Origin of the sequence: Pseudomonas sp. BF-RE-25, from assembly GCF_019956105.1 — a bacterium.
Classification (GTDB): Bacteria; Pseudomonadota; Gammaproteobacteria; order Pseudomonadales; family Pseudomonadaceae; genus Aquipseudomonas; species Aquipseudomonas migulae.
Genome location: NZ_JAHBDB010000048.1, coordinates 21,271 through 39,359, shown reverse-complemented (window position 1 = coordinate 39,359; position 18,089 = coordinate 21,271). Strand labels below are relative to the sequence as shown.

General features: G+C 58.4%; 16 protein-coding genes and 1 tRNA gene. 7 read left to right on the top strand and 10 right to left on the bottom strand.

The window, feature by feature from the left end; translation table 11 throughout:
* Window positions 1-76: 76 nt before the first annotated feature.
* Window positions 77-538 (bottom strand): Lrp/AsnC family transcriptional regulator, encoded by a 462-nt coding sequence (locus tag KGB24_RS21200; protein WP_008027020.1) that lies wholly within the window; start codon window positions 536-538, stop codon window positions 77-79.
* Between the two features lie 174 nt (window positions 539-712).
* On the opposite strand from KGB24_RS21200, the gene KGB24_RS21195 reads away from it, so the two are divergent.
* Window positions 713-3,067 carry a glucose/quinate/shikimate family membrane-bound PQQ-dependent dehydrogenase gene (locus KGB24_RS21195; protein WP_223415956.1) on the top strand — a complete coding sequence of 785 codons (2,355 nt, stop codon included), beginning with the start codon at window positions 713-715 and terminating at the stop codon, window positions 3,065-3,067.
* Window positions 3,068-3,125: 58 nt separating this feature from the next.
* On the opposite strand, the gene KGB24_RS21190 is transcribed toward KGB24_RS21195, so the two are convergent.
* Together KGB24_RS21190 and KGB24_RS21185 are read right to left on the bottom strand one after the other, a co-directional pair.
* Window positions 3,126-4,124, bottom strand: coding sequence for an Abi family protein (locus KGB24_RS21190; RefSeq protein ID WP_223415955.1), 999 nt, complete (start codon window positions 4,122-4,124; stop codon window positions 3,126-3,128).
* Window positions 4,121-4,285: a hypothetical protein gene (locus tag KGB24_RS21185; RefSeq protein ID WP_223415954.1), complete on the bottom strand. Its 165-nt coding sequence runs from the start codon at window positions 4,283-4,285 to the stop codon at window positions 4,121-4,123. Before KGB24_RS21185 ends, KGB24_RS21190 begins: the two co-directional genes overlap by 4 nt.
* A 210-nt stretch (window positions 4,286-4,495) precedes the next feature.
* On the opposite strand from KGB24_RS21185, the gene KGB24_RS21180 reads away from it, so the two are divergent.
* Window positions 4,496-5,143: a peptidase M41 gene (locus KGB24_RS21180; RefSeq protein ID WP_223415957.1), complete on the top strand. Its 648-nt coding sequence runs from the start codon at window positions 4,496-4,498 to the stop codon at window positions 5,141-5,143.
* Window positions 5,144-5,212: 69 nt separating this feature from the next.
* On the opposite strand, the gene KGB24_RS21175 is transcribed toward KGB24_RS21180, so the two are convergent.
* Window positions 5,213-5,521, bottom strand: a complete 309-nt coding sequence (locus tag KGB24_RS21175; protein ID WP_223415953.1) for a DUF3077 domain-containing protein — start codon at window positions 5,519-5,521, stop codon at window positions 5,213-5,215.
* Between the two features lie 494 nt (window positions 5,522-6,015).
* Between KGB24_RS21175 and KGB24_RS21170 the strand changes: the two genes are divergently transcribed.
* The gene (locus KGB24_RS21170) at window positions 6,016-6,381 is read left to right on the top strand and encodes a type II toxin-antitoxin system RelE/ParE family toxin (protein WP_223415952.1); all 366 of its coding nucleotides are present in this window, start codon (window positions 6,016-6,018) and stop codon (window positions 6,379-6,381) included.
* A complete protein-coding gene (locus KGB24_RS21165; RefSeq protein WP_008027032.1) occupies window positions 6,374-6,679 on the top strand; it encodes a helix-turn-helix domain-containing protein in 306 nt (101 codons plus the stop codon). The genes KGB24_RS21170 and KGB24_RS21165 overlap by 8 nt, the downstream gene beginning before the upstream one ends.
* 77 nt (window positions 6,680-6,756) lie before the next feature.
* On the opposite strand, the gene KGB24_RS21160 is transcribed toward KGB24_RS21165, so the two are convergent.
* From KGB24_RS21160 to rpsU, 5 genes are all read right to left on the bottom strand, one after another.
* A tRNA-Ile gene (locus KGB24_RS21160) sits at window positions 6,757-6,833 on the bottom strand.
* Between the two features lie 15 nt (window positions 6,834-6,848).
* Window positions 6,849-10,595, bottom strand: a complete 3,747-nt coding sequence (locus KGB24_RS21155; protein ID WP_223415951.1) for a bifunctional diguanylate cyclase/phosphodiesterase — start codon at window positions 10,593-10,595, stop codon at window positions 6,849-6,851.
* Between the two features lie 122 nt (window positions 10,596-10,717).
* Window positions 10,718-12,565, bottom strand: coding sequence for an RNA polymerase sigma factor RpoD (gene rpoD, locus KGB24_RS21150; RefSeq protein ID WP_008027035.1), 1,848 nt, complete (start codon window positions 12,563-12,565; stop codon window positions 10,718-10,720).
* Window positions 12,566-12,632: 67 nt separating this feature from the next.
* Window positions 12,633-14,612 carry a DNA primase gene (dnaG, locus tag KGB24_RS21145; RefSeq protein ID WP_008027037.1) on the bottom strand — a complete coding sequence of 660 codons (1,980 nt, stop codon included), beginning with the start codon at window positions 14,610-14,612 and terminating at the stop codon, window positions 12,633-12,635.
* Between the two features lie 481 nt (window positions 14,613-15,093).
* The gene (gene rpsU, locus KGB24_RS21140; RefSeq protein WP_002551877.1) at window positions 15,094-15,309 is read right to left on the bottom strand and encodes a 30S ribosomal protein S21; all 216 of its coding nucleotides are present in this window, start codon (window positions 15,307-15,309) and stop codon (window positions 15,094-15,096) included.
* 199 nt (window positions 15,310-15,508) lie between these two features.
* Between rpsU and tsaD the strand changes: the two genes are divergently transcribed.
* Entirely contained in the window at window positions 15,509-16,534 is a 1,026-nt protein-coding gene (gene tsaD / locus KGB24_RS21135; protein ID WP_008027039.1) for a tRNA (adenosine(37)-N6)-threonylcarbamoyltransferase complex transferase subunit TsaD, read from the top strand.
* A 23-nt stretch (window positions 16,535-16,557) separates the two neighbouring features.
* On the opposite strand, the gene plsY is transcribed toward tsaD, so the two are convergent.
* Complete coding sequence (gene plsY / locus KGB24_RS21130) at window positions 16,558-17,127, bottom strand: glycerol-3-phosphate 1-O-acyltransferase PlsY (RefSeq protein ID WP_223415950.1); 570 nt, start codon at window positions 17,125-17,127, stop codon at window positions 16,558-16,560.
* A gap of 74 nt (window positions 17,128-17,201) precedes the next feature.
* Between plsY and folB the strand changes: the two genes are divergently transcribed.
* Both folB and folK read left to right on the top strand, forming a co-directional pair.
* On the top strand, window positions 17,202-17,558 hold the full coding sequence (gene folB / locus KGB24_RS21125) for a dihydroneopterin aldolase (RefSeq protein ID WP_008027044.1): 357 nt from the start codon (window positions 17,202-17,204) through the stop codon (window positions 17,556-17,558).
* Window positions 17,549-18,067: a 2-amino-4-hydroxy-6-hydroxymethyldihydropteridine diphosphokinase gene (gene folK, locus KGB24_RS21120; RefSeq protein WP_207284808.1), complete on the top strand. Its 519-nt coding sequence runs from the start codon at window positions 17,549-17,551 to the stop codon at window positions 18,065-18,067. Before folB ends, folK begins: the two co-directional genes overlap by 10 nt.
* Window positions 18,068-18,089: the final 22 nt, after the last annotated feature.

The following is an 18,089-nucleotide window of genomic DNA, read 5'->3' as shown; positions in this document are numbered from 1 at the left end:
GCGGTATGTCTGTTATTTCATTTTTCAATGGCACACCGCTTTCGCGAGCAAGCCCGCTCCCACATAAAGATTGCGGTTAAACCGGCTGGCCGCGATCTATCTTGCTGCTGAGAATGATTGACGTGGTCGTCTTCTCCACCCCGTCCACACTGCCGATCTGATCCAGCAACTGATCCAGTTGCTCCGGCGAATCAGTGCGTAGCCACGCCACATAATCAAATTCGCCACTCACTGCACACAACTGCTGAACCTGAGCCATCGCACTCAACCGCCGCAACACTTCCTTGCCGGAGCGCGGTTGCACCGTGATCCCGACGTACGCCTGCAATCCGCCGTCCACCACACGCTGGCCCAAGCGCACGCCGTAACCAGTTATGACCCTGGCCTTTTCCAGACGCGACAGCCGCGACGTCACGGTGGTGCGGGCAATGCCCAATTGCCGGGCGAGCATGGCCACGCTTTCACGGGCATTGATTTGCAGGGCCGCGATCAATTGGCGGTCGATTTCGTCAAGAACGGGCGGGCGAGTGTCAGGCAATGGTCGTCTCCAGCAACACAAATCAATGGGTCAACATGTTACAGCACCGCTCGCATACCGGATGTTTGATCTAGCCTCAGTACCGTTCATGCCATTTTTGCCTGCGACAATTTGCCATAAGTAACTAGGTAGTACATTATTCCGCGCTTGTCACAAATGGGGAAAATTACCGACATGAATAATTCTGGGGCTGCCGGCGGCGGCAAATGGTTGCTGTCGGGGCTGGGTGTCCTGATTGCGTTGATCGGACTCGGCCTGGCTGGTGGCGGCGGTTATCTGGTCTCGCTGGGCGGCAGCTGGTATTTCCTGCTGATGGGTCTGGCGATGCTGGTGTCCGGGCTGATGATCGCCCGTCGTAAGCCGCAAGGTGCGTGGCTGTATGGCGTGGCGCTGATGCTTACCGCGATCTGGGCTGTATGGGACACCGGTTTCGAATATTGGCCGCTGGTCTCGCGCGTGCTGACCTTCGCCGTGATCGGCGTGGTCGTTGCGTTGATCTATCCGACGCTGGTGCGTGCTTCAGGCGCGACTGCCGGCCGTGGCGCTTATGGCCTCGCCGGTATTCTGGGCGTCGGCGTTGTCGCAACGATGGCCTACATGTTCGTGCCGACCCATGTGGTCAAGGCCAGTATTGAACCGGCTGTTACGCCGGTCGCTCCGGGTACCGAGCAGAAAGACTGGGCCCATTGGGGCAACACCACCGCTGGCAACCGCTTTGCTGCGCTGGACCAGATCAACAAAGGCAACATCGACAAGTTGCAGGTGGCGTGGACCTTCCGCACCGGCGACATCCCGCAAAGCACCGGCGCTGGCGCTGAAGACCAGAACACCCCACTGCAAATCGGCGACACGGTCTACACCTGCACCGCTTACGGCAAAGTCTTCGCGCTGGACGTCGACACCGGCGCCCAACGCTGGAAGTTCGACCCGCAAGGTACTGCGCCAAACTGGCAGCGTTGCCGTGGCCTGGGTTATTCCGAGACGCCAGTGTCTTCGGATAACCAGCCGACTGCCTGTACGAAACGTCTGTTTCTGCCGACCGGCGATGCCCGTTTGATCGCGATCAATGCCGAGACCGGCAAGCCGTGTGAAGAGTTTGGCAACAAAGGCACGGTCGATCTGACCACCGACATGGGTGAAGTGAAGCCCGGTTACTACCAGCAAACCTCAACCCCGCTGGTCGCAGGTGACGTGGTGATCGTCGGTGGCCGTGTGGCCGATAACTACTCCACCGGCGAGCCGCCAGGCGTGGTCCGCGCTTACGATGTACGCAGCGGTGAACTGGTGTGGGCGTGGGATCCGGGCAATCCGAACACCACCAAACGTCCACCGGCTGGTGAGACCTACACCCGTGGCACACCAAACGTCTGGTCGGCGATGTCCTACGACGCCAGACTCGGTCTGGTCTACTTGCCCACCGGCAACGCCACGCCAGACTTCTTTGGCGGCCAACGCACGGCATTCGATGACAAGTGGAGTTCGTCCATCGTCGCCATCGACGTGAAGACCGGTCAGGTGCGCTGGCACTTCCAGACCACCCATCACGACCTGTGGGACTTCGACCTGCCGGCTCAGCCGTTGTTGTACGACGTGCCGGACGACAAGGGCGGTCTGCAGCCAGCCTTGGCGCAAGTCACCAAACAAGGCGAGATCTTCCTGCTCAACCGCGAAACCGGCGTGCCGATCGCGCGCGTCGAAGAGCGCCCGGTTCCGCAAGGTAGTGTGCCTGGCGAACGCTATTCGCCCACCCAGCCGTTCTCGGTGGACATGCCGTCCATCGGCAACAAGACCCTGACCGAAGCCGACATGTGGGGCGCCACGCCGTTTGATCAGTTGATGTGCCGCATCCAGTTCAAAGGCATGCGCCACGAGGGCGTCTACACCCCGCCGGGCATGGACCGCGCACTGCAATTCCCGGGTTCGTTGGGCGGCATGAACTGGGGCAGCGTCTCGGTAGATCCAAACACGAACTACATGTTCGTCAACGACATGCGCCTGGGCCTGGCCAACTACATGATCCCGCGCAACAAGATCGCCGCCGGGGCCAGCGGTATCGAAATGGGCGTCGTGCCACAGGAAGGCACACCGTTCGGGGCGATGCGCGAACGCTTCCTCTCGGCGGTGGGCATTCCGTGCCAGAAGCCGCCGTTCGGCACCATGTCCGCTATCGACCTCAAGACCCACAAACTGATGTGGCAAGTCCCGGTCGGCACCGTACAGGACACCGGCCCGCTGGGCATCCGCATGCATTTGCAGATACCGATTGGCATGCCGACCCTCGGTGCTTCTCTGGCCACCCAGTCCGGCCTGCTGTTCTTCGCCGGCACCCAGGATTTCTACCTGCGGGCGTTCGATACGGGTAACGGGAATGAGATCTGGAAGTCGCGTTTGCCAGTGGGTAGCCAGTCGGGTCCGATGACTTACGTTTCGCCGAAAACCGGTAAGCAGTACATCCTGCTGACGGTGGGCGGTGCACGTCAGTCGACGGATCGTGGGGATTACGTGATTGCGTATGCCTTGCCTGAGTAAAGGCTGAATTGCACGTACGAAAAAGCCGCGCGATTGCGCGGCTTTTTCATTTTTGAAATTACTCCGTTATCTGCCAGAACGGGTCTTGGTGCCACTCCTGTGGAAATCCCATTGCTCGCTGATTCAGACTGGGAAATTCCTGCATCAGTTCTAGTAAACGGCGATCCCAATGGGTGTGTGGGCTCACTTGGTGCATCAAGTGTTTAAGGATGCACAAAACCGAAAAAATTCGCGGATGCTGTCCCTGTTGAAGTAATGCCTGTGGCCATTGAAAACTGGTTTTCTTAGGCAGTTCCGGTCGTATCCCCAGCTCCCGATTCCACAGCCGCGCGTGATGGGCGCAAATGTTGCGAATGGTGGTCAGGGTATGCAGCCACGATTGCAGCAGAGGTGCAGGTAATGCGAGGTACTTGGCGATAGCTTTCTTGTCTGCATCGCGGGCAAGTCCCTTGTACAGGTGAGAAAGATCTCCCAGGGTCAGCTCTTCCAGCATGGCCCATCCGGGCATCAGTGACGACTGGTCGTACGTTACCGGATAGTGCCGGGCATAGCTTTCTTTCGCACGTTGCCGCTTAAGGTGATCTTTACGCCGGGTATCGGTTTGCAGGCGGTCTATCCGTTGGCATTCCTTTTCGTAATCGCGTTTGGCGGTGTTTTGCTTGGTGCGTATGGTCTCCATCAATCGGGCGTGGTCATAGGTGTGCTGAAATAGCCGGACTTCCATGTACCAATGCCCGCCGTGAGTGGGGCCCATGTGGTTGCTGATCAATGAACGAACGGCAACTTCGACACGCTCGATGGCATCCATTGCAAGTAGGCGCAGCCTGCGGTCGAACTCATAGAGCGTGGTCAGTTCACGAAATTCGGAACCCTTGCGGAAAGGGTGATCTTGAGCGTCTGCATGCTGAAACGTACGCATGTAAGGTGTGAGGCGGAAGAAGCTGACAGCTTGCAGGAAGTACCGTGCTCGAGCCTCATCCTGGATTTGCAGGCCACGCTGCTTGAGCAGTTCGATTTGGGCAGTGATGTCGATCACCGGTTTACCAAAGACTCTCATGCCCTAAAAACTCCGGGCAAAAAAAAACCGCTCAATTTGTGCTTGGCTGCTGACGCAACCATAGGCATGGCGGGTGTGTTGCGGGCAAGACTAGGTTCAACCGCTTCGCTTTGCAAGTTTTTTGCTGAAAGGTAGATAGGCGGATTGGCCAGGTTTTGCATGAGGAATCTCGCTGTTTTTGTTGACGAGGAACCTTGTCTTTTTCAGGTTTTGAGTCTGATTGTACTGGCTGTAAACACTGACCCGAGCTCGATAAGCCGCGTAACAGGGCCTATAAGAATAGAGCTTCAACAACTTGGGAATCTTCCTACTTCGCTCGGCAGAATGGACACTAACAGTCAGTCGAATTCGAAGAGTGCGGGGCGATGGAAATGACAACGAAGATGTCTCCCGCTATACGGGATCACGCATTACAGATCGCCCATCACGAAATGGGCCACTACGTCGTGGCCCGCGCTTTGGGGTTTGAAACCGGCGGCGTGACCCTGTCCGTGACCATGGACTTGCGGCATCAAGGGGGCGCTGCCATTACCCTGGCGCGCCCGATTTCATCGATGGAAGCAATGAAAGCGCACGTGGAAGCCCGAATAATGGTCCTGATGGCTGGCGCCATGGCGCAGACATTATCTTCGACACATCGGTCCGGGAATCGCGTAGACAAGACGAAAGCCGTCACCATCCTGAAAGGTGCGCTGGGGGCGGAACAGGATTACGCGAAAGTAAAAGAGCTTCAGCATTTGCTGCGCAACATCACCTGTCCCGATACGGCCCCTGCGTCATCTGACCGTATTGCGGCTGAGCTTCAAGCGATGACTGATCGCATGTGGGGCCGGACTCAAGCAATCGTCGAGGACCTGGCGGACACGATTACCGAACTGGGGCGCGTGTTGGTCGACGCCATGGTCATCGTGGAGCAGTGGGGCAGGGCGGCGGATACGTATGAGGTGGTGTTTACGCGTGAAATGCTTGAGCGGTTGCGGCCAGTGCAGGCCATTCCATCGTTGGGTGTTTGGGCGTAAGACAGCGCACCACCGATCATCCTGTGAAAGCCCCGAATTCTCGGGGCTCATTCCACGGCCCATCGGCCGTTATTTTTTGGACTTTGTATCGGTGCGATCAGGTCCGCACTCCAGCACCTTCATCACATCATCGACCACGGCCTTGCTCATCGACGTCAGGTAATGCGCGGCCCAGGCGTGGCGGTCGGTGTCTTTGGCGTAGGCGGCGTCCATGGTTAGTTCTTTGGCGAGGTACAACAGATTTGAGGCCTGAGCTAGAGCGTCGGCGAGGGGAACGCCACTACTGACATGGAACAGCGGTTGGTTTGAGCAGTAGATGAAGGGGGTGAGGCCGATGGTTTGTAGTTCTGAGGGGGCTGAAGGGTTCGCTTTTGTCATTGTGTAGCTCCTAATTTGGGAGGCTGTCGCATTCGTTTCCAAGCGAATGGGTGACAGCTGTACGCAGGTTGGAAAACCGGGAAATTAGGAAACCGGCACGTCCGAAGACGTCCCGCGCACAGCCGCCATAACTCAAGAGCTCAAGCCAGGAAAGCCTTTGCAATCGTGAAGGGGCGCTGTTGCGAATAATTTCGACGGGTTTCCAAGCCCGACCGCTGAATGGTCAGCGACGTCCGGAGACTATCCCGTCGAAGAAACGCGCAACAAGGCATCAAAGTGCCCACAAAACACGATTCGGAGTTTGCCTACAAGGTCTGCGGACGTCATCCGATATTGCGCCACCTGAAGTAAACAAAACCAAACGCCAGAAGCCGAACACCCACATGCCGCTCGAAACCGCCCTTAACAATTGCATTGGCAACCAAGGTGGCCGCGCGGCCGCTAAAGCCTAGAGTTATTCCCTTGAGATCATATTCCTTGGGTGGCATATTGGTATGGGTTGGGAAATTGAATACACCGATGAATTTGAACGCTGGTGGGAGAGGTTGGACGCGAAAGAGCAGTCCTCGGTGTCAGCCAGCGTCGATCTGCTTGGGTTACTCGGCCCGGGCCTGCGTTTCCCACATAGCAGCGACATTAAAGGTTCACGACTGGGCAACCTCCGGGAGTTGCGGGTCCAGCATGCCGGTCGTCCCATTCGCGTGCTTTATGCGTTTGATCCACGCCGATGCGCACTACTTTTAATCGGAGGGGATAAAACCGGGCAAAACCGTTGGTATGACGAGCATGTCCCGCTGGCTGAAAAACTGTATGACGACCATTTGGAAACATTGCGTAAAGAGGGCCGCAACGATGGCTAAAAAATTTGCTGAACTTCAAGCTCGTATGACGCCAGAGTCTCGCGCAAACGCAGAGCGGTTGTTCCAGCAGCACCTGAAGGAAATGCCCCTGCACGAGCTGCGTAAGGCCCAGGAGTTGAGCCAGGAAACACTGGCCAAGATGCTGCATGTCAATCAAGCGGCGATTTCCAGGATGGAACGACGTACAGACATGTACATCAGCACGCTGCGCAACTACATACGCGCAATGGGGGGCGAGCTGGAAATCATCGCGACCTTTCCTGAGGGACAGGTAAAGATCGAAAATTTTGCGAACTGAGCGATCCGAAAAATAGTGCTACAAAAACCAGTCACTCAGACACGAAAAAGCCGCGCATTAAGCGCGGCTTTTTTGATTGGTGGGCCCACACGGACTTGAACCGTGGACCAAAGGATTATGAGTCCTCTGCTCTAACCAACTGAGCTATAGGCCCTCAGTAGGCCGCGGATTATAGCGACGGTTTCTCGGCTGTGCTATCCGAAAAATCCGATACGGCTATACGAAGAAACGTCGCGGCGAATTCGTCCGCCCGCAACGGCAAGCTGACGATGTAGCCCTGAATCTGTTCGCAGCCTTCTTCGGCGAGAAATAGTTGCTGCGCCAGAGTCTCGACGCCTTCGGCTATCACGGTGAATTGCATGCTGCGGCCCAGCGCGATGATGGCGCGAACGATTGCCGCATCGTGGGGGTCATCCGGCAGGCCGCGGACGAAAGACTGGTCGATCTTGAGAATATCCAGCGGCAGGCGTTTGAGGTAGCTCAGGGAGGAATAGCCGGTGCCGAAGTCGTCGATGGCCAGTTGCACACCCAGGTGTTTGAGTTGATGCAGCACCGCCAGCGCTTCCTCGGCCTGGCTCATGATGAAGTTCTCGGTAATTTCCAGTTGCAATAACCCAGGCTGAAGGCCGTTGTCCTTGAGCAGCTGTTCTATCCGGCCGAGCAGGTTGGGTTGACGCAGTTGTGCGCCTGCGAGGTTGACCGACAGCGGGCCGAGGCATTCATAGGTCTGATTCCATTCGTACATCTGCCGACATGCGGTCTCGAGCACCCAGTCGCCGATTTGCAGGATCATCCCGTTCTCTTCGGCCAGCGGAATGAAGTGCTCTGGCGGTACGGCGCCGAAGGTCGGGTGATGCCAGCGGATCAGCGCTTCGGCGCCGACAAGGCGATGGTCCTCCAGGCTGATTTTGGGCTGGTAACACAGGGACAGCTCATTGCGCTCGATGGCACGGCGCAGCTCGTGCTCCAGTGCGACGCGCTCGCTGGCCTGGGCGGTCAGGTCGCGGGTATAGCTTTCGACCCGGTTGCGGCCCTTGGCCTTGGAGCGATACATCGCCGCGTCGGCGTTTTTGACCAGCGTGGCGACGTCACAGCCGTCTTTGGGATACAGGCTGGTGCCGATGCTGGCGCTGATGAAGAACTCATGCTCGCCCGCCTGGAATGGCGCGCTGAAGCAGTTGAGCAACTTGGTTGCGATGTTGTCGGCGTCGGTGGATTGCTGCAGGCCCGGTAGCAGGATGATGAATTCGTCGCCGCCCAGCCGCGCCACGGTGTCGATATCGCGCAACTGCTCCTTCAGACGCACGGCGATGCCCTTGAGCAGCAGGTCGCCGACCGGGTGGCCGAGGCTGTCGTTGATGTGTTTGAACCGGTCCAGATCGAGGAACAACACCGCGCCCTGGCCGCCGTTTTCCTGCTGGTTGTTGAGTGCGGTCAGCAAGCGGCTCTCGAACAGCGTGCGGTTGGGCAGGCCGGTGAGCGGGTCGTGGTGCGCCTGATAATCGAGTTTGGCTTGCGCGTGCTTCAGGCTGGAAATGTCCGCAAACACGGCAACGAAGTGGGTGATGAACTTGTCGCGGTTGCGCACGGCGCTGATGGTCAGCCAGCTCGGGTACAACTCGCCGTTTTTGCGCCGGTTGGAAATCTCGCCCTGCCAATGGCCTTCGGCGGTCAGTTGATGCCACATCGCCGCGTAGAAAGCGCTGTCATGCAGGCCCGAGGCTAGCAGGCGCGGGGTGTGGCCCAGTGCTTCGCTTTCGCTGTAGCCGGTAATTTCGGTAAACGCGCGATTGACCGCGCTGATGTGTTGCTGCGTGTCGGTGATCAAAACCCCCTCGGCGGTGCTCTCAAACACAGTCGCGGCTTGTTGCAGTTTTTCCTGCATCAGGTGTCGCTCGGTGATGTCCCGGGCGATGGTCAGCATGCAGTCTTCATCGCCGATCGGCAGCGGCCGGCTGGACACCTCGCAGAGGCGGATCTGCCCGTCGCTGCGGCGGATATGGCAACTGAAGTCACGGACGAAACCGTCCCGGTGCAACAGGTCGAGCATCTGTTTGCGTTCGTTGAGGTTGACCCAGATCCCCAGCTCAAGCGCCGAACGATCCACCGACATCGCACTGTTGAAACCGGTAATGCGGCTGAAGCCTTCGTTGACCTCCAGCAGCAAGCCATCGCTTTGCCGGGACAACAGCAAACCGTCGGGGGACGCGTGAAAGGCTTTGGCGAATTTCTCTTCGGATGTTTGGAGCTGTTGCTGGGTTTCCTTGAGCTTACTGATATCGCGCACAACCACCACCAGTGCCGGGGTCGTGTCGAGGTCGAAAGGTTCGGCGGAGATCAGGCCGGTAAACACTTGGCCATTGCTGCGGCGAAAGGGCATCTCCAGGTTGCGGATGCTGCCGGCCTGCAAGCGTTGCAACAGACCTGGTCCAACGCCGGGTATGCCCCAGATGTTCAGGTCGGTGGCGGTCTGACCGATGACTTCCTCGGCTTTGAGGCCAATCTGCTCCTCGAACGCTTCGTTGACCTCCAGCAGACAGCCATCCGACAGCCGCGCAATGACCAGAATGTCCGGGCATTGCTGGAACACCGAGGCAAACTTCTGCTCCGACAGGCGCAACGCCTCTTCGGTGCGCTTGGTTTCGCTGATGTCGATCATCAGCCCGCGCATCACCGGCTCATGGCCGTGCTCGATCAGGCTGACGATGTCGCGCACCCACAGGCAACGGCCGTCAGCGGTGATGACCCGGTAATCGAGGCTGTGATCGCGCCCGGCCAGGACTTCGTGATCGCAGAAGGTCTGGGCGCGAGTCAGGTCGGCGGGGTGGATGATGTTGCGCCAGAACCCCGGAATCAGCCAGTGGGACAGGGGATAACCGAGCAACTCTTCGGCGTGGGGCGACACATAGCTGTAGGTGAAATCGGTGATCCGCGCTTCCCAGGCAATGGCCGAAAGGCTCTCCACCAGCCCGCGATAATGGTATTCGCTGCTGCGCAGTTCCTGTTCCAGGTCGACGCGGCGGGAGATTTCCGAACTCAGTCGGCGATTGATCCGGATGACCACCGCCAGCACGGTTATCAGCAACAGCAACCCCGGCAGGCCGTAAATGATCAGATCGGACCAGAAGGTTCGATGATCGAGGACGTTACCGACCCAATGTTCCTGGATGGCGCTGATTTCTGCCTGTGTCATGTCCGCCAGGACTTTGTCCAGGATGCCGACCAGAATCTTCTTGTTCTGAGGCACGCCCATGGCCAGTTGATAGCGATAGGGTGTCTCGCCGCTGACATAGAGCCCATCGAGCTTGAGTTGACGCAAACTCCAGACGCTGGACGCGAGATCGCCGACCACCGCGTCCACTTCATCGGTCGCCAATGCCTGCAAGGCCGAACTGACATTGGGCATGCCCACAAGGTTCAGGTCGGGGTGGTGAGTGCGCAGCAGTTCATGAGGCGCGTAGTTTTCCACCACGGCGATTTTCAGACCGTACAACTCTTCAAGCTTGTGCGGTTGAGCGCCTCCGACGTGGGCAAGAATGACGATCGGAAAGTCGAGGTAGGGGCGCGTAAACGCCAGGTATTTCTGACGCTCCGGGGTCGACATGATGCCCGGCAACAGGTCCAGTTTCGCTTGCTTGGCCTGCTCAAGCACAGCCGTCCAGCTCACAGGCTCAATGGGCGTGAGCTTAATGGCCAGGCGTTGGCGAATCAGATCGATGTAATCCGCCGCAAGGCCCTGATAGCGGCCCTGATCGTCGCGAAACTCAAAGGGTGGCCATGACGCATCGACACCCAAGCGTAAGTCAGGGTGGGCCGTCAACCAGCTACGTTCTTCGTCGGTCAGAGTCAGCGCGCCAGCCGTTGCGGTCCAGGTCATCAGCGACAGCAAAAAAAGCACGGTCGGCAGTCTGGGCATAACGGTCTCGTTATGGCTCGGGGGAATGTTTCGAGTGTAGACGGGCAATTCGGCGGGAGGGAAGTGCGGGGGATTTAATCTGCATAAAGCAAAACCCCCGGCCTGGGCCGGGGGTTTTGTGATCACTCGTCGAGGAAGGAGCGCAGATGCTCGCTTCTCGTCGGGTGGCGCAGCTTGCGCAGCGCCTTGGCTTCGATCTGACGAATCCGTTCACGGGTCACGTCGAACTGCTTACCAACCTCTTCAAGCGTGTGGTCGGTATTCATGTCGATACCGAAGCGCATGCGCAGAACCTTGGCTTCACGGGCAGTGAGGCCGGACAGGACTTCGCGAGTCGCTTCTTTAAGGCTCTCAACGGTAGCAACATCGATTGGCGACTGCATGGTCGAGTCTTCGATGAAGTCACCCAGATGGGAGTCTTCGTCATCACCGATCGGGGTTTCCATGGAGATCGGCTCTTTAGCGATCTTCAATACCTTGCGGATCTTGTCCTCAGGCATTTCCATGCGTTCGCCCAGCTCTTCCGGGGTCGGTTCGCGACCCATTTCCTGCAACATCTGCCGGGAAATACGGTTGAGCTTGTTGATCGTCTCGATCATGTGCACCGGAATACGGATGGTGCGGGCCTGGTCGGCGATCGAGCGAGTGATCGCCTGACGGATCCACCAGGTGGCATAAGTCGAGAATTTGTAGCCGCGGCGGTATTCGAACTTGTCTACCGCTTTCATCAAACCGATGTTGCCTTCCTGGATCAGATCGAGGAATTGCAGGCCACGGTTGGTGTACTTCTTGGCGATGGAGATCACCAGACGCAAGTTCGCTTCGACCATCTCTTTCTTCGCGCGGCGGGCCTTGGCCTCACCGATCGACATGCGACGGTTGATGTCCTTGATCTCGGCGATCGTCAAACCTGTTTCGGTTTCCAGCGCGGTCAGCTTCTGCTGGCAACGAATGATGTCCGGCTGCAGGCGACCAATGGCTTCAGCATATTTGCTTTTGCCTTTGGCCAGAGCGTCGCTCCAGCTTTCGTCAACTTCGTTGCCCGGGAACTGGCGCAGGAAGTCGGCACGCGGCATACGGGCATCACGCACGCACAATTGCATGATCGCGCGCTCTTGCTGACGCAGACGATCCAGGGCACTGCGAACACGCTCGACCAGGCCTTCGAATTGCTTCGGCACCAGTTTGATCGGCATGAACAGCTCAGCCAGGGCCAACAGTTCAGCAATAGCTGCCTTGTTGTTGCGGCCGTGCTTTTTCAGAGCCTTGCGGGTGATTTCCATCTGATCAGCGACAGCGCCAAAACGCTGTGCGGCGATGATCGGATCCGGACCGCTTTCGGCTTCTTCTTCGTCATCCGAAGCTTCGGCGTCATCGTCATCGGTATCGTCGTCCGCTTTCACTGCTTTCGGATCGACTGGCGGCGGCACTTCTGCAGCAGGCGGCGCAATGCCGTCGTCCGGGTCGATATAACCGCTCAGGACGTCGGACAGGCGGCCACCTTCGGTGGTGACGCGAGTGTATTCGGAGAGAATATGGTCAACCGTGCCAGGGAAGTGCGCAATTGCGCCCATCACTTCGCGGATGCCTTCTTCAATACGTTTGGCGATTTCGATTTCGCCTTCACGTGTCAGGAGCTCTACCGTACCCATTTCGCGCATGTACATGCGCACCGGGTCGGTGGTGCGACCGATGTCGGTTTCGACCGCTGCCAACGCTGCTGCTGCCTCTTCGGCCGCGGCTTCGTCGGTATCGGCGTCGGCCAGCATAAGGGAATCCTTATCTGGCGCAACCTCGAATACGTTGATCCCCATGTCATTGATCATGCGGATGATGTCTTCCACCTGTTCCGGATCTGAAATATCCTCCGGCAGGTGGTCGTTGACCTCCGCGTAAGTCAGGTAGCCCTGCTCACGACCAAGTGTGATCAACTCTTTGATACGAGACTGCTGTTGCGCTTTTCCGGACATAACACCCTATCCACTGAAGGTCTTGGCGGGCAAAAAACAAGCCGAGGATTATACCTGAGCTATGACCTCACGCGCCAGTTGAGGTCGGGTTTGGTACAGTCATATTGCGTTTTAATAGGTCGCGCATCTGATTTGCGATCTGATTTGCTTCCTCTGCGGTCAATCCCGGCTGTCTTGCTTTTCTGATAAGTGCTTCCAGGCTATCGGTGTGTTGACCGGCTGATAGCCTAGTAATGGTGTCTAAAAACTGTTGTTCAAGGTTGCCGCCTTCAATCAGCCATTCCTTTTCCGCCAATGCTTTGAGAAGACGTCCCTGCTCCGTCCCATGCCAGCGGGCCATTAACTGAATTGAGTTTAGCTTAGGATTTTTTTGCACGGCCTCGATAAGGGCCACCAGCAATTGCGCGTAGGTGTTGCTCTCATTGGCGAAGTGATCGGCGGTTTCTACCCTGCCGGCCAGTTCCGGATGATGAATGAGCGTGCGAAGCGCAATCAGGGTCGGGGCTTCCACGGCAATTGGTGTGCGCGGGGCGCTTTGTTGATCGCGATCACCGCCACGCTTGCCATTTTTGTCCCACGGTTTCTTGTCCCATTTCTTGCCGCCGGCGCCGGGTTTCTTCGGCGTCCATTCCTGCTGTGGCACGTACATCTCTTGTGCCTGCGGCTGATGGTAATCGCCGTAATCCGGCATCGCGTCGTAATCGATGCCCGGGTCATAGGCAGGCGGCGCGTCCTGAGGTGCGCTTTGCACCAGCTGGGTCACCGCTTCGCCACTGAGCCCGGTGATTTCGGACAGGCGCTTGCGCATGAGGATCCGCAGGTTCGCGCCCGGAACCTTGTCGATCAGCGGCGCCGCGAGGGTGGCCATGTGGGCCTTGCCTTCGAGCGAGCGCGGGTCCGATTCCTCGGTCAGTTGCTGGAAAAAGTAGTCTGCCAATGGCTGCGCGTGCTGGTTGATCCGCGCGCGGAAAGCATCGGTGCCTTCGGAGCGGACCAGCGTATCCGGGTCTTCGCCCTCGGGCAGAAACAAAAAGCGCGCCCGTCGCCCGTCTTGCAGGCAGGGCAGGGTGGCTTCCAGTGCTCGCCATGCGGCGTTACGGCCGGCCTGGTCGCCGTCGAAGCAGAACAAAACGTTGGGCACGACGCGAAACAGACGCTTCAAGTGCTCTTCGCTGGTGGCGGTGCCGAGTGTGGCGACGGCATTGCGCAGGCCTTGCTGGGCGAGGGCGATGACGTCCATGTAGCCTTCGACGACGATGATTTCGTCGAGGTTGCGGTTGTTTTTGCGTGCTTCATAAAGGCCGTAGAGTTCCTGGCCCTTATGGAATACCGGGGTTTCCGGTGAGTTCAGGTATTTCGGTTTGTCATCACCCAGAACCCGGCCACCGAAAGCAATGATGCGCCCGCGGCTGTCGCGGATCGGAAACATCACGCGATCGCGGAAGCGGTCATAGCGTTTGCCGGTTTCGGCGTTTTCGATCAGCAGGCCGGCATCGACCATGGCTTTCTGTTGCAGGGTGTCGCTGCTCAAGTGCTTGAACAGATTGTCCCAGCCGGGCGGAGCGAAACCGAGGCCGAAGTCCCGGGCGATCTCGCCGGTCAGTCCGCGACCCTTCAAGTAATCCACCGCGGCTTTGCGCGACGGATGGCTTTTCAGTGCCTGGCGATAGAAATCGGCGGCGGCGGTGAGCAGCGGGTACAGCGGCGAATCAGTTGGCTGCCGCGGTTTGTGCGGCCGGCCGCTTTCTTCGCGGGGGATTTCCATGCCGGCGGCTTTGGCCAGTTCTTCGACCGCCTGGATGAAGTCCAGGTTGTCGTGGTCCATCATGAAACCGAGGGCGTTACCGCCAGCACCGCAGCCGAAGCAGTAATAGAACTGCTTGTCGGGGCTGACGCTGAAAGAAGGGGTTTTTTCTTTGTGGAACGGGCAGCAGGCAGTGTAGTTCTTGCCGGCCTTTTTCAGTTGCAGGCGCGAGCTGACCACATCGACGATGTCGGTGCGGTTCAGAAGGTCGTCAATGAAGCTCTGGGGAATTAGCCCGGCCATGGCGGTCTCGTCATCTGCGCTGAAATGGACCCAAAACGAAGGGCCGGCGAACGCGGGTCATTGCTTGAGGCGCGCAAAGTGTGCGGCTCGACCAGTGTCGTCTGCGTAATCGCTGTCGGGAAGTGTATCTGCCGAAAATCCACTGACGTTAATACCAATCAGTATTCGACTATTTGAAAGTGTTTCGCTGAATCCGCTGCGGCCAGTCGATGGCCTCGGATAGCTCATAAGCGGGCACGCAAGAAGGTGCCTTGGGCTGATCGTCGTGAGAGGAATCAGTGGGTGTGCTCGTCAGTAGCCTTGGAAGGCTCGTCAGAAAAGACGTGCACCGCTGGCAAAAGAGCCAGGTCTGACGCTGTGAAGCAGGTTTGTCTCGGTCGCGTCTGCGGCTTTGACGGTGAAGCATCAAGCGTTGTCCGCAAATGCCATTAGCCCGGCTGAGGGCCGGGCTTGGCAGAAGCTTGCTACGAACGTCTGTGTATTAGTACAGACGAACGGCGCGGCGCTGTTCGCGCTGAACTTTCTTGGCGTGACGCTTAACAGCGGCTGCTGCTTTGCGCTTACGCTCAGAAGTTGGCTTCTCGTAAAATTCGCGGCTACGAACTTCAGCCAGTACACCGGCTTTTTCGCAGGAGCGCTTGAAACGACGCAGAGCTACGTCGAAGGGTTCGTTCTCTTTTACTTTGACGGCTGGCATCCAGAGCTACCTTCATTCATTACCGGGGTCAACATCCTCGCGGCAAAAGAGCACTTGAAGACGTCGGTTTTTAAGGGTTGCGGATGTTAACCCCTCATCGCTCGGAATGCAAAGCCTCTGATCGAAAACCGCTAGTCGGGGCATCACATGGCGACTATTATGCGCGCCTTCGAATTCAGCCTAAACAAGGCGCAAACCCATGCTAGTACTGGGATTAGAAACCTCCTGCGACGAAACCGGTGTCGCATTATATGACAGTGAACGCGGCTTGCTGGCCGACGCGCTGTTCAGCCAGATCGACCTGCATCGCGCCTATGGTGGCGTGGTGCCGGAGCTGGCTTCGCGTGACCACGTCAAACGCATGCTGCCCTTGATTCGTCAGGTGTTGGCCGAGGCGGGCTGCGTGCCAACCGAGATCGACGCGATCGCCTATACCGCGGGTCCGGGGCTGGTTGGGGCGCTGCTGGTCGGTGCTTCCTGCGCTCAGGCGCTGGCCTTTGCCTGGGGTATTCCGGCGCTCGGCGTGCACCACATGGAAGGCCATTTGCTGGCGCCGATGCTGGAGTCGCAACCGCCGGAATTCCCGTTCGTCGCTTTGTTGGTGTCGGGCGGTCATACGCAGCTGGTTCAGGTCGACGGGATCGGTCAATACACGCTCTTGGGCGAAACCCTCGACGATGCTGCCGGTGAAGCCTTCGACAAGACTGCGAAGATGATGGGGCTGAATTATCCGGGCGGTCCGGAAATCGCTCGTCTGGCGGAGCAAGGCGTTGCAGGGCGTTTCACTTTTCCGCGTCCGATGTGCGACCGCCCGGGCCTGGCTTTCAGCTTCAGTGGCCTGAAAACCTTCGCCCTCAACACCTGGCAGCAGAGCGTCAGCGCCGGGGACGACAGCGAGCAAGCCCGTTGCGACATCGCGCTGGCGTTCCAGCAGGCCGTGGTGGAGACTTTGACCATCAAGTGCAAGCGCGCCCTGAAACAGGCGGGCATGAAGCGTCTGGTCATCGCAGGGGGCGTCAGCGCCAACAAGGCGCTGCGCTCTTCACTGGAAAAAATGCTCGGCGACATGAAGGGCGACGTGTTTTACGCCCGTCCGGAGTTCTGCACCGACAACGGCGCAATGATTGCGTTTGCCGGCTGCCAGCGCTTGCAGGCCGGTCAACACGAAAGTCTGGCGATCAGCGTGCAGGCACGCTGGCCGATGGAGCAGTTGTCAGGGCTGTGATGAGCGGCGCTCACGTCCGGTATTTAAAAATGCCGTTCGCGCCCGGCAAACAGGTCGCGTAGATTGCCCCGATGACGCCAGACGATCATGCCCGTGAGGGCGCTCATGGGCAGCAAGGCCGCCGGTTCCTGCCAGGCCAGCAGCGGCAGGGTCAGCGGTGTGGCGATCAGCGCGGCGAGTGAGCTGGTGCGGGTCAGGTAGAACGTCAGCAGCCAGGCACAGACCGCCAGCAGGGCTGCTGGCGGGTAAAGCCCCAGTAACATGCCGGCAGCAGTGGCGACACCTTTGCCACCGCGAAAGCGAAAATACAGCGGGAACAGGTGACCGATGACGGCACAAACGCCGATCCAGGCCTGTTCTTGCAGCGAAAGACCCGCAACACCGGCGATCAGCACCGGCAACAGCCCTTTGCAGAGGTCGCCGATCAAGGTCAGGATGGCGAGTTTCTTGCCGGCCAGACGCAACATGTTGGTGGCACCGGCATTGCCCGAGCCACTCATTCGCGGATCGAGGTTACCGGTCAGGCGGCTGAGCAAAATGGCGAAGGACAGAGAGCCGAGCAGGTAGGCGAGAGTCGCCAGTAACCAAAACATGCTAACTATTCCGGGCGAGGACGCCCTGATTCTAACGGCGCATTGCGCCCTTGTCGTGCAGCGGAGAAAAGTGCTTGGACAGAGTGTTTATCGAGGGCCTGGAAGTCGACACCGTGATCGGTGCCTACGACTGGGAGCGAGGCATCCGACAGTGCTTGCGTCTTGATCTGAGCTTCGCCTGGGACAATCGCCCGGCCGCGGCTGGTGATGACCTGACCCTGGCGCTCGATTACGCGAGCGTTTCGTCGCGCATCCAGGCCTTTGCCGAGCAAGCGCAGTTCCAGCTGGTCGAGACCTTTGCCGAGCGCCTGGTTGAGGTGCTGATGAGCGAGTTCAACATTACCTGGATGCGTCTCAAACTGACCAAGCCAGGTGCCGTACCGGCGGCCACCGGTGGTGTGGGCGTGGAGATCGAGCGCGGATGTCGCTGACTCAGGTGTACCTCGGGCTCGGTAGCAATATCGAGCGCGAAACCCATTTGCAGGCTGGCCTGGAAGCCCTGGCGGGTTTTCTGGTGGATATAAGATGCTCGGCGGTGTTTGAAAGCCAGCCGGTGGGGATCAAGAGCGGGCCGTTCTTCAATTTTGTGGTCTCGGCTTACACCGATTTGCCGCTGATAGAACTGGACCGCCGACTGAAATTCATCGAGGCAGACAACGGCCGCTATGCACCGGACCGCAAGGGTTTGCCACTGGATATCGACGTGCTGTTGTTCGGTGATCTGGTGGGCAACTTCGACGGATTGATTCTGCCGCGGGCAGAGATTCTGAAAAATGCTTTCGTATTGTGGCCGTTGTCGCTCATTGCGCCGGATCGTGTGCATCCGGGCGTAGGCAAAAGCTTTGCGACGTTGTGGGGCGAAGCGCAGATTGATCAGGTGTTGGCGCCGGTGGCGTTTGAGTGGCGCGGGGAGCCGTTGACTCCATTGCATCTCCTGTGAGGCTGATGACGCCATCGCGAGC

Coding starts and splice junctions, on each gene's coding strand:
- plsY (WP_223415950.1), bottom strand. CDS start 17,127: ATGTTTTGGTTACTGGCGACTCTCGCCTACCTGCTCGGCTCTCTGTCC.
- KGB24_RS21175 (WP_223415953.1), bottom strand. CDS start 5,521: ATGACAAAAGCGAACCCTTCAGCCCCCTCAGAACTACAAACCATCGGC.
- KGB24_RS21165 (WP_008027032.1), top strand. CDS start 6,374: ATGGCTAAAAAATTTGCTGAACTTCAAGCTCGTATGACGCCAGAGTCT.
- rpoD (WP_008027035.1), bottom strand. CDS start 12,565: ATGTCCGGAAAAGCGCAACAGCAGTCTCGTATCAAAGAGTTGATCACA.
- tsaD (WP_008027039.1), top strand. CDS start 15,509: ATGCTAGTACTGGGATTAGAAACCTCCTGCGACGAAACCGGTGTCGCA.
- rpsU (WP_002551877.1), bottom strand. CDS start 15,309: ATGCCAGCCGTCAAAGTAAAAGAGAACGAACCCTTCGACGTAGCTCTG.
- KGB24_RS21195 (WP_223415956.1), top strand. CDS start 713: ATGAATAATTCTGGGGCTGCCGGCGGCGGCAAATGGTTGCTGTCGGGG.
- KGB24_RS21170 (WP_223415952.1), top strand. CDS start 6,016: ATGGGTTGGGAAATTGAATACACCGATGAATTTGAACGCTGGTGGGAG.
- KGB24_RS21155 (WP_223415951.1), bottom strand. CDS start 10,595: ATGCCCAGACTGCCGACCGTGCTTTTTTTGCTGTCGCTGATGACCTGG.
- folK (WP_207284808.1), top strand. CDS start 17,549: ATGTCGCTGACTCAGGTGTACCTCGGGCTCGGTAGCAATATCGAGCGC.
- KGB24_RS21185 (WP_223415954.1), bottom strand. CDS start 4,285: ATGCAAAACCTGGCCAATCCGCCTATCTACCTTTCAGCAAAAAACTTG.
- dnaG (WP_008027037.1), bottom strand. CDS start 14,612: ATGGCCGGGCTAATTCCCCAGAGCTTCATTGACGACCTTCTGAACCGC.
- KGB24_RS21190 (WP_223415955.1), bottom strand. CDS start 4,124: ATGAGAGTCTTTGGTAAACCGGTGATCGACATCACTGCCCAAATCGAA.
- KGB24_RS21180 (WP_223415957.1), top strand. CDS start 4,496: ATGACAACGAAGATGTCTCCCGCTATACGGGATCACGCATTACAGATC.